Origin of the sequence: Streptomyces kebangsaanensis, assembly GCF_001906585.1 — a bacterium.
GTDB lineage: Bacteria > Actinomycetota > Actinomycetes > Streptomycetales > Streptomycetaceae > Streptomyces > Streptomyces kebangsaanensis.
In genome coordinates this window covers 100,219-110,055 of sequence record NZ_JUJA01000070.1, presented here as the reverse complement: position 1 = coordinate 110,055, position 9,837 = coordinate 100,219, and the positions used below count along the sequence as shown (strand labels likewise).

Genomic DNA, 9,837 nt, shown 5'->3' with positions numbered 1-9,837 from the left:
GCCCTTCAGGGCCTTGCTGATGTCGCCGACCTTCGACAGGCCCGCGCCGGCGCCCTTGGCGACGTAGGTCATCGGGTCGAGGGCCCGGCCCGCCTTGCCCGCCGCCGACAGCACCTTGGCCGCCGCGCCCGCCTTGCCCGCCCCCGCGGCCGCACCGCCCGCGCCGCCGGTGAAGACCGTGGTCAGCACGTTGAAGGTGACCGCCCCGGCCGCGCGGGCGGGGTTCTTGCCCCACTCGTCCCACGCCACCAGCGCCTTGCCCGTCTCCTTCATCGCCGTGCGCGAGTCCCGCACCCAGGACGGCAGCTTGTCGTCCGGCAGCAGCCAGAACGCCGCCCCCACCACCGGCACCGCCGTCAGCACCAGGCCGGTGGCCAGCTGGCCCAGGCCCTTCCACGCCTGCCCCGCCGCCTCCCAGCCGTCCACCCCCACCAGCGTGCCCAGACCCTTGATCGTCCCCCACACCCCGTCGACGATCAGACCGTCCCACACGAACGACTTCGTCCAGTGCCCCACCTCGTACCAGTGGTGCCGCTCCTCCACCGGGTCGCCCCAGGGAAGCTGGGCGTCCTTCATGTCCTCGGCCGTGAACCCGTACTGGTCCTTGCGGTCCGAGCCGTCGCCGGCCACCACCGGCGTGCCGCCCGGCACCAGCGCGACGATCTTGTTGTGGCAGGTGCGCTCCGCCGCCCAGAACGCCGCCACCGTGGCCGTGATCTCGTCCCGCAGCGCGTTGTGCGCCTCGACCTTGTCCCCGTCGTACTCCCACTTCTCGTCGTCCTTGACGGAGTCGACGAACGTCGTCGCCCGGGCCTTGAGCTCCTTCAGCTTGTCCGCCAGCGGGCGGACCTCCGTCGCGTACGCCGACAGCGCCGACGAGACCGTCTCCAGCTGGTCCGCGAAACCGTCCGCCCGGTCCTTGACCGGCCGCGTCGTCGCGAACAGCTGCTCCGCCTCCGGCGCGGAGTAGTACGCCGACAGGCCCTGGAACCCGGTGTGCACGGCCTGCCCGGTGTCCCGGACATGCCCCGCGTCCGCCTTCAGACCGGCACAGTCCTGCTCCAGCTGCTCCAGGTTCCCGGTGAACTGCGGAATCTCCCCCGGACTGATCACGCCCCGTTGCCCCCGTTCGTCCGCACTGCCAGACCGAACCGACCCGTGTCATGGTCTCATCATCATACAAATGGGTTAACGGAGAGTCAGACGAGTTGAACGGTACGGCGGTTCCGGGTGCGGGGACCGCCGAAGCTCGGCGTGATGCTCGCGGGGGAGGAGCCTGGGAGCACGATTCCGCCGAGGACGGCTCCGGCGGTTCCGGGGGTGTGGGTGTCCGGCTCGGCGTACGGGTTTCCGTGGGTGCGGACGTCCTGCTCGGCGTGGTGCCGTGCCTCGCGGGCGAGGACGTCGGCGTGCGGGGCGTCGGTGGAGGGCCGGGTGGCGAGGAGGCGTTCCGCCTCGGTGAGCAAGGTGCGGGCCGCGGTACCCACCGCACCCCGGTGCGTCGTGACGAAGCCGGCCGCGGCGGAGGTGGCGCTGCGGGCGGTGAGCAGGGCGGCAGCGGACAGTACGCCGGTGCGTCCCGTGGCGAGCGGCGCCGCCGCCTCGACGATCCGGCGCAGGACGTCCAGCGGGTCGTACGGCCGTCCCGACGTCAACTCCTGTCGTACGGAGGCCAGGACGGAGTCGGCGTGCAGGATCCGGGCCCGCGCCTCACCCGCCGGTACGTCCGTGAGCCGGACCGCGGTGCCGGCTCTCTCCGCCTCCGCCCCGCTGAGCGCGGCCGGAACCATCGCCGCGGCCTCGTCCAGCTCGGCGGCGAGCCGTTCGACGCCGTCGAGGAACACGGCCGCCTGGACCACGGCGCCCTCGGCGGCGCGCAGTTGGCCCGCTGCTTGTTCACCCTCGCCCCGGTCGGCCTGCTGACGGGCCCGGTTGAGGCGGGCGGTGGCGAACATCAGGCGGTCCTTGGCCTGTTCCACGTATCCCGTGACGTGTTCCGAGGCGGAGGGGACGTATCGCCGGGCGAGGCCGGCCAGTACCGCTTCGGTCGCCGCCGTCCGGCCCGTCAGCTCCCGGAACCGTGCCTCCGCCACCTCCAGCGCCCCGCCGACGCCCCGGTCCAGACCGCGCAGTTCGTCGAACCCGCCGGCCGCCGCGTCCAGCAGCCGGCCGGCCTCCTCGCAGCGTCCGATCACGCCGGCCAGCGCCTGCCGCCGGGCCGCCGGGTCCTCCGGGACGCCCTGGTCGTAGCGCCGCCGCATCCGGAAGGCCGCGGCCAGCTCCGCCCCGGCGGCCTGTACGGCCCGTGCGAAAGGAGCGGTGGCCGCCGTGCCGAACCGGGCTTCGGCGAAGCCGAGTTCCTCACCGCTGGTGCGCACCCAGTCGTCCGCCCGGACGAGCAACTCCCGTGACCGCTTGTCGAGTTCGTCGGACGGTGGCGGAGACGGCGCGGTCGGGCCGCCGCCCGGAGTCGTACGGGTCCTCGCCCGCCGGGTCCGCCGTACGTACCCGTACCCGGCGAGCACGCCCGCCGCCACCACCACGACGAGCGGCAGGGCGAGGTACCCCGCCGAGGTCTCGTCCTGCCGCGGTGCGGCGGCGACGGTCGCCGCACCGGCCCGGGGGAGTGCAACCGCGGAGCCGCTGGTGATCGTCATCCAAGGAAGCAGCAGCCACACGAGCCCCACCACGCCGCCCAGCACAGCGCGCGCCAAGCGCACGGCCGGGCGCGGGGCCGCGCGCCGCGGCCCGGCCGCCCGGGACAGGGATGACGTCACGTTTCGGAGCGTATGACCACCCGGCCGGGCAGGCGACCGGGGCTGCGTCAGTAGTGGGGCGGGCGGGACACGGCGACGCGGGAGGGGGCACCGGCATGGAAAACACCACCGGCACGGAGGGCGCCACCGGCACGGAGAGCGCCACCGGCACGGAGGGCGCCAGTGACACGGAGAGCAGCAGTGGCACGGAGAGCAGCAGTGGCACGGCGCGGCCCGACACCGATCAGGCTCACGAGCCTCCGCCTCCGCCTCCGCCCCCGACCCGCAGCCGCCGACGCCGCCTCCGCTGGGCCCTCCGCACGGCCCTCGTCCTCGTCCTGCTGCCGTTCCTCTCCCTCCTCGCTGCCGAGACCGCCCTCCGTGTGAACTACACGGGTGACCCCGCCGACGGCACGTACACCAGGAACCAGGACGCGATCTGGCTCGGCCACGCCTGGGTGGACGGGCGGAAGAAGGACGCCGACGTCCAGGCCCTCGCCCGCCGGCTGCGCTCCACCGGCATCCGTGACCTGTACGTGCACGCGGGCCCGCTCGAACACGACGGCACCCTGCCGAAGTCGGCTTACACCAGGGCCGGTTGGCTGGTACCCGCCGTGCACCGGGCGCTCCCCGGCGTCCGCGTGCAGGCGTGGCTCGGTGACGTACTGGCCACCGAGAGCCCCGACGGGATGCGGCTGGAGCGGGCCGCGACGCGCGCCGCCGTGGTCGCCTCCACCCGCGAGGTCCTGGCGGCCGGCTTCGACGGCGTCCACTTCGACCTGGAGCCGCTGCACTCCGGCGACCGCCACTACCTCGGCCTCCTCGACGACCTGCGTGAGGTCACCCGCGCCCACGGCGCCCTCCTCTCCGTCGCCGCCCACCAGATCGACCCGCTGCCCGCGTTCCACTCCCTGTGGGGCACGTTCACCGGCCACCCCAAGTGGTGGTCGCAGGCGTACTTCGGTCAGGTCGCCCGCCGCGTCGACCAGGTCGCGCTGATGTCGTACGACACCATGCAGCCGCTGCGGAGCCTGTACGGCGGCTACGTCGCCCAGCAGACCTCCCTCGCCCTGGAGGTCACTCCGCCCACCACCGACCTGCTGATGGGCCTGCCCTTCTTCCACGACGACCGCTTCGGCCACCGGGCCTCCGCCGAAACGGTCCCCGCCGCCGTCCGGGGCGTCCGCCTCGGCCTCTCCCGCACGGACCCCGGCCGCGAACGCTTCGGCGTCGCCCTGTACGTCGACTTCGCCGCCACGGAGGACGACTGGACCGCGTACCGGGAAGGCTGGGCTCGCCTGTCATGACCACGGCCTTCGTGGGAGGATGATCGACATGCAGACAGCAGTGGGGGCGACCGTGCTGGCCGTGCTGGTCGTGATCGGGGCGGCCGTGGCCGGGATCGCGGGGATCACGACCGGATGGGTGCCGCCGTTCACCTGGAAACGGGTTCTGCGGCCGCGACTGTGGGGCTACGGGACGTTGATCGGCGCGGTCGGCATGGCCGCGTTCCTGTTCTTCGGCCCGATCACGACCATGTTCGCCCTGCTCGACGGCCGGCCCGCCGACCACTTCGTTTTCGCGGCGATGGGAATGGCCGTGTTCTTCCTGGGCGTGTTCGTGCAGGCACTGTCCCGGCGCCCCGCCCGTACCCCCTGAGCCGCCTCCGGGCCGCCCCTACGACGACCGCCGCCGGATCTTCGACCCCAGCCACACCAGCGGGTCGTACTTGCGGTCCACCGCCCGTTCCTTCAGCGGGATCAGCGCGTTGTCGGTGATCCTGATGCCCTCGGGGCAGACCTCCGTGCAGCACTTGGTGATGTTGCAGTAGCCGAGGCCGTGGTCGTCCTGGGCCGCGCGCTTGCGGTCCAGGCCCGTCTCCGCGGCGGCGTCCAGGGGGTGCATGTCGAGTTCGGCGACGCGCATCAGGAAGCGCGGGCCGGCATACGCCCGCTTGTTGTCCTCGTGGTCGCGCACGACATGGCACACGTCCTGGCACAGGAAGCACTCGATGCACTTGCGGAACTCCTGCGGACGGTCCACGTCCTCCTGGAACATGCGGTACTCGCCGGGCCCGAGGCCGGCCGGCGGGACGAAGGAGGGGACCTCGCGGGCCTTGGTGTAGTTGTAGCCGACGTCCGTCACCAGGTCGCGGATCACCGGGAAGGTCCGCAGCGGGGTGACGGTGACCGTCTCCTCCCGGGTGAAGACCGACATGCGCGTCATGCACATCAGCCGCGGCCGCCCGTTGATCTCCGCGGAGCACGAACCGCACTTGCCCGCCTTGCAGTTCCAGCGCACGGCCAGGTCCGGCGCCTGGGTGGCCTGGAGGCGGTGGATGATGTCCAGCACCACCTCGCCGTCGTTGACCTCGACCTCGAAGTCCTCCAGGCCGCCGCCCTGCGCGTCACCCCGCCACACCTTGAAGCGGGCCTCATAGCTGCTCACTCGTACAGCTCCTCTTCGGCGAGGTACTTGACCAGCTCCTCCTTCGCGAAGAGGGCGAGCAGGTCGGGGCGGATGGGTTCGGTGGTCTCCCGGGTGAGGGCGATCTGGCCGCGGACCGGGTCCGTCGCCGCCAGGCCGCCCGTCGGGTCGGTCAGCCGGCACAGCAGGTTGATCCGGCGCCAGTCGCGCTCCATCGACGGGCAGTCCTCGCGGGTGTGCCCGCCGCGCGACTCCGTGCGCTCCAGCGCGGCCCGCGCCACGCACTCGCTGACCAGCAGCATGTTCCGCAGGTCCAGGGCGAGGTGCCAGCCGGGGTTGAACTGCCGGTGCCCCTCCACCCCGGCCCGCCGGGCCCGTACCCGCAGCTCGCCGAGCTTCTTCAGGGCCTGCTCCATCTCGCCCTCGCGGCGGATGATGCCGACCAGGTCGTTCATGGTCTGCTGGAGCTCCTGGTGCAGGGTGTACGGGTTCTCCGGCGGCGTTCCGGCCGCCGCCTCCTCCCCGGCCCCCGCCTCCTCCGCCGAGAACGGCCGCAGCGCCTCCGCCGCCGCCGCGTCCACCTGGACGTCGTCCACGGGCGGGCGCCCGTACGCCGGCGACCGCGCGTACTCGGCCGCGTGCAGGCCCGCCCGGCGTCCGAAGACCAGCAGGTCGGACAGTGAGTTGCCGCCGAGCCGGTTGGAGCCGTGCATGCCGCCCGCGACCTCCCCGGCCGCGAACAGCCCCGGCACCCCGCGCGCCGCCGCCGTGTCCGAGTCGACCGCGATGCCGCCCATCACGTAGTGGCAGGTCGGACCGACCTCCATCGGCTCCGCCGTGATGTCGACGTCGGCCAGCTCCTTGAACTGGTGGTACATCGAGGGCAGCCGCCGCCGGACGACCTCCGCCGGCATCCGCGTCGACACGTCGAGGAACACCCCGCCGTGCGGCGAGCCGCGGCCCTCCTTCACCTCGGAGTTGATCGCGCGGGCCACCTCGTCACGGGGCAGCAGCTCCGGCGGGCGCCGGTTGTTGTCCGGGTCCTCGTACCAGCGGTCCGCCTCCTCCTCCGACTCGGCGTACTTCTCCTTGAAGACGTCGGGGACGTAGTCGAACATGAACCGCTTGCCCTCGGAGTTGCGCAGCACCCCGCCGTCGCCGCGCACCGACTCGGTGACGAGGATGCCCTTCACCGACGGCGGCCAGACCATGCCCGTCGGATGGAACTGCACGAACTCCATGTTCAGCAGCGGCGCCCCGGCGAGCAGCGCGAGGGCGTGGCCGTCGCCGGTGTACTCCCACGAGTTCGACGTCACCTTGAAGGACTTGCCGATCCCGCCGGTCGCGATCACGACCGCGGGCGCCTCCAGCACGAAGAAACGGCCGGACTCGCGCTCGTAGGCGAAGACCCCGGAGACGCGGTCACCCGCGGCGGAGCCGCTGTCGGACACGGTCTTGAGGATCCGCGTCACCGTGCACTCCTGGAAGACCTTCAGGCGGGACTCGTAGTCTCCGGTCTCCTTGAAGTCCTCCTGCTGCAGCGACACGATCTTCTGCTGCAACGTCCGGATCAGCTCCAGGCCGGTGCGGTCGCCGACGTGCGCCAGGCGCGGGTACTCGTGCCCGCCGAAGTTGCGCTGCGAGATCCGGCCGTCCTTCGTACGGTCGAACAGCGCGCCCCAGGTCTCCAGCTCCCACACCCGCTGCGGCGCCTCCTGCGCGTGCAGCTCGGCCATCCGCCACTGGTTGAGGAACTTGCCGCCGCGCATGGTGTCGCGGAAGTGGACCTGCCAGGTGTCGTGCTCGTTGGCGTTGCCCATGGCCGCCGCGATGCCGCCCTCGGCCATCACCGTGTGCGCCTTGCCGAACAGCGACTTGCAGATCACCGCCGTACGCGCCCCGCGCTCGCGCGCCTCGATCGCCGCGCGCAGCCCGGCGCCGCCCGCGCCGACCACGACGACGTCCCACTCCTGCCGGTCCACCACGGACATCACAGACCCCACTTACCGGTACGTCGCTAGAAGAAGCGCGGATCGTCGAAGGCGCCGGAGGCGACCAGGAACACGTAGAAGTCGGCGAGCGCCACGCTGAACAGCGAGGCCCAGGCCAACTGCATGTGACGGGCGTTGAGCCTGCTCACGAACTGCCAGAAGCGGTAGCGCACGGGATGCTTCGAGAAGTGCTTGAGCTTCCCGCCCACGATGTGCCGGCAGGAGTGGCAGGAGATCGTGTACGCCCAGATCAGCACGATGTTGAGCAGGAAGACGAGCGTGCCGAGCCCCATGTGGCCCCAGCGGTAATGCTGGTCGCGGAAGGCCAGCACGGTGTCGTAGGTCAGCACGCCGGCGACCAGGATCGCCGCGTAGAAGAAGTACCGGTGGACGTTCTGCAGGATCAGCGGGAAACGCGTCTCGCCCGTGTACTTCTTGTGCGGCTCGGCGACCGCGCAGGCCGGCGGGGACGCCCAGAAGCCCCGGTAGTAGGCCTTGCGGTAGTAGTAGCAGGTCAGCCGGAAGCCCAGCGGGAAGATCAGGATGATGATCGCCGGGGAGATCACCCACCAGCCGCCGAAGAGGTCGTAGTTGGGGCCCGCCTGCATGGTCTCGCAGTTCCGCGCCAGGCAGGGCGAGTAGAACGGCGAGACGTACGGGGCCGCGTAGTAGTGCGTGTTCGCGAAGGCCCGCCAGGTCGAGTACACGACGAAGGCGAGCAGACCGGCCGTGGTGGCGGCGGGCGCCAGCCACCAGCGGTCGGTCCGCAGGTGCGGGGCGGTGATCGCGGCGCGCGCCGGGGAGCGGACGCCGCCGCGGAGCGTATGGGGTTCTGTGTCCGGGGGTTCCGTGCCAGTGGCCAACGTGGGGCTCCGGTCGGTGGGGTCAGGGTGCGTGGCGGCCGCGGGCGCCGAGGCCCTCGTCGTCCGAGTCCGTCCACAGGGAGATGTCGTAGGGCGCGTCGGAGATGGTGACGAGGGCGGGGCGCTGCGTGGCGGCGGGGCCCTGGGAGGCATCGCGCAGCAGGGTGACGCTCTCGCGCAGGTGATCGGCGTCGGTGCGTACGCGGCGTATCTCCAGCCCGCCGCCGAGCTGCTGTTCCAGCCGGCTCACCGACCGCAGCAGGTCGTCGAGGGCGTGCTGGACCGATGTCAGGTCGTCGTGCACGGACATGACGTACCTCACTTCCACGGGCCGTGCGGCGGCCCTAGGCGGCAACGTTCATGCGTCTGCGAGTGTTGCGCGTCACACCTGCCGGTGGGAAGGGGATGTGCGGCGATTGGCGGATTGCACGTCCCTCGCGCACGCTCGCATGCGCTCTGTGTTCACTCTGTGTGCGCCCGGTGACGGTCAGGTCGTGTGCTCGGCGCGTGTTGCGCCGGGCGGGTGGCCTTCCAGGCCCGCGCCGCCGTGTCGCCTCCGGACGGCGAACCCTTTCCTCTTCAGTGAGCCGTAGATCTGATGAGCACCAAAATACCGCCAAATATGACAAACCCCACCCGGGCTACCGGCGGCAGCGCGCTCCACGGAGGTAGCACAGATGTCCTACGACGGTGTCGGGTCGCGCGCGCTCACGCGCTCGGTCGCCTTCCTGACCGCGGGCGTCCTCGCGGTGCCCCTCCTGGCCGGCTGCGGCTCCGACGACGAGGGCGGCAAACCGCTGGCCGGACAGGACATCGCCCCCGCCGCCCGCCACGAGATCGCCGACGGGGGCAGACTGCGCTGGGCCGTGGACGCGATGCCGCAGACGCTGAACACCTTCCAGGCGGACGCCGACGCCGGCACCACCCGGATCGCCCAGGCGGTGCTGCCGGCCATGTTCCGGATGGACGCGCGCGGCCGCCCGCAGCGCGACGAGGACTACCTGGAGTCCGCCCGGGTGGTGGAGACCGAGCCCAAGCAGGTCGTCGTCTACCGGCTCAACCAGCAGGCCGTCTGGAGCGACGGCCGCGAGATCGGCGCCGCCGACTTCGCCGCCCAGTGGCATGCCCTGTCCGGCAGGGACTCCGCGTACTGGACCGCCCGCAACGCCGGCTACGACCGCATCCAGAAGGTCGAGCGCGGCACCGGCGACCTGGAGGTCCGGGTCACCTTCGCCCGCCCCTACGCCGACTGGCAGTCGCTGTTCTCGCCGCTGTACCCGAAGGACGTGATGGGCGCCGCGAACTCCTTCAACGACGGTGCCCGCAAGAAGCTGAAGGTCAGCGCGGGCCCGTTCGCCGTGCAGAAGATCGACGTCAAGGCCAAGGACGTCGTCCTCGCCCGCAACCCGCGCTGGTGGGGCCGCCCGGCCAAGCTGTCCGAGATCGTGCTGCACGAGGTGGAGCGCGACAAGCGGGCCGCGGCGCTCGCCGACGGCTCCGTGGACGTGGCCGACATCGACCCCGCCGACGTCTCCCGGATCAAGGCCGCCGGCGCCCAGGGCGGCTCGCTCTTCCAGAGCCCGGCCGGCGGCCGCACCGCCGCCAGGGCGCTGCGCTCCTGGGCACTGACGCACGGCGCCGAGGACGAGGACGCCGACCGGGAGCTGCGCGCCCTGGAGGAGGAGGGCAAGTCGCTCACCACCCGCCTGCGGCAGCAGCAGTCGCTGCGCGACGTTCGGGTGCGCAAGTCGCTGGAGCCCGCCTACACCCAGCTCGCCCTCAACGGCTCGGGCGGCCCCC

7 protein-coding genes and 2 pseudogenes are annotated in these 9,837 nt (G+C 72.1%); 3 read left to right on the top strand and 6 right to left on the bottom strand.

Going from position 1 to position 9,837, the window contains the following annotated elements; genetic code table 11:
- Together RH94_RS10180 and RH94_RS10175 are read right to left on the bottom strand one after the other, a co-directional pair.
- Positions 1 to 1,113: pseudogene (locus RH94_RS10180) on the bottom strand (ADP-ribosyltransferase); the annotation flags it as partial.
- Positions 1,114 to 1,199: 86 nt separating this feature from the next.
- Positions 1,200 to 2,657: a hypothetical protein gene (locus RH94_RS10175; RefSeq protein ID WP_234425669.1), complete on the bottom strand. Its 1,458-nt coding sequence runs from the start codon at positions 2,655 to 2,657 to the stop codon at positions 1,200 to 1,202.
- Positions 2,658 to 2,872: 215 nt separating this feature from the next.
- Between RH94_RS10175 and RH94_RS10170 the strand changes: the two genes are divergently transcribed.
- Both RH94_RS10170 and RH94_RS10165 read left to right on the top strand, forming a co-directional pair.
- Positions 2,873 to 4,063 carry a glycoside hydrolase family 18 protein gene (locus tag RH94_RS10170; protein ID WP_073947292.1) on the top strand — a complete coding sequence of 397 codons (1,191 nt, stop codon included), beginning with the start codon at positions 2,873 to 2,875 and terminating at the stop codon, positions 4,061 to 4,063.
- 28 nt (positions 4,064 to 4,091) lie between these two features.
- On the top strand, positions 4,092 to 4,415 hold the full coding sequence (locus RH94_RS10165) for a hypothetical protein (RefSeq protein ID WP_143203990.1): 324 nt from the start codon (positions 4,092 to 4,094) through the stop codon (positions 4,413 to 4,415).
- An 18-nt stretch (positions 4,416 to 4,433) separates the two neighbouring features.
- On the opposite strand, the gene RH94_RS10160 is transcribed toward RH94_RS10165, so the two are convergent.
- From RH94_RS10160 to RH94_RS10145, 4 genes are read right to left on the bottom strand one after another with little or no spacing between them, the layout of a single operon-like run.
- A complete protein-coding gene (locus RH94_RS10160) occupies positions 4,434 to 5,204 on the bottom strand; it encodes a succinate dehydrogenase/fumarate reductase iron-sulfur subunit (protein ID WP_073947290.1) in 771 nt (256 codons plus the stop codon).
- Positions 5,201 to 7,174, bottom strand: a complete 1,974-nt coding sequence (locus RH94_RS10155) for a fumarate reductase/succinate dehydrogenase flavoprotein subunit (RefSeq protein WP_073947289.1) — start codon at positions 7,172 to 7,174, stop codon at positions 5,201 to 5,203. Before RH94_RS10155 ends, RH94_RS10160 begins: the two co-directional genes overlap by 4 nt.
- 26 nt (positions 7,175 to 7,200) lie before the next feature.
- Entirely contained in the window at positions 7,201 to 8,037 is an 837-nt protein-coding gene (locus RH94_RS10150; protein WP_073947288.1) for a hypothetical protein, read from the bottom strand.
- 22 nt (positions 8,038 to 8,059) lie between these two features.
- Positions 8,060 to 8,347 carry a hypothetical protein gene (locus tag RH94_RS10145; RefSeq protein ID WP_073947287.1) on the bottom strand — a complete coding sequence of 96 codons (288 nt, stop codon included), beginning with the start codon at positions 8,345 to 8,347 and terminating at the stop codon, positions 8,060 to 8,062.
- A gap of 367 nt (positions 8,348 to 8,714) precedes the next feature.
- Between RH94_RS10145 and RH94_RS42950 the strand changes: the two are divergent.
- Positions 8,715 to 9,837 (top strand): annotated as a pseudogene (locus tag RH94_RS42950) (ABC transporter substrate-binding protein); the annotation flags it as partial.

Coding starts and splice junctions, on each gene's coding strand:
- RH94_RS10175 (WP_234425669.1), bottom strand. CDS start 2,657: ATGACGATCACCAGCGGCTCCGCGGTTGCACTCCCCCGGGCCGGTGCG.
- RH94_RS10170 (WP_073947292.1), top strand. CDS start 2,873: ATGGAAAACACCACCGGCACGGAGGGCGCCACCGGCACGGAGAGCGCC.
- RH94_RS10165 (WP_143203990.1), top strand. CDS start 4,092: ATGCAGACAGCAGTGGGGGCGACCGTGCTGGCCGTGCTGGTCGTGATC.
- RH94_RS10155 (WP_073947289.1), bottom strand. CDS start 7,174: ATGTCCGTGGTGGACCGGCAGGAGTGGGACGTCGTCGTGGTCGGCGCG.
- RH94_RS10145 (WP_073947287.1), bottom strand. CDS start 8,347: ATGTCCGTGCACGACGACCTGACATCGGTCCAGCACGCCCTCGACGAC.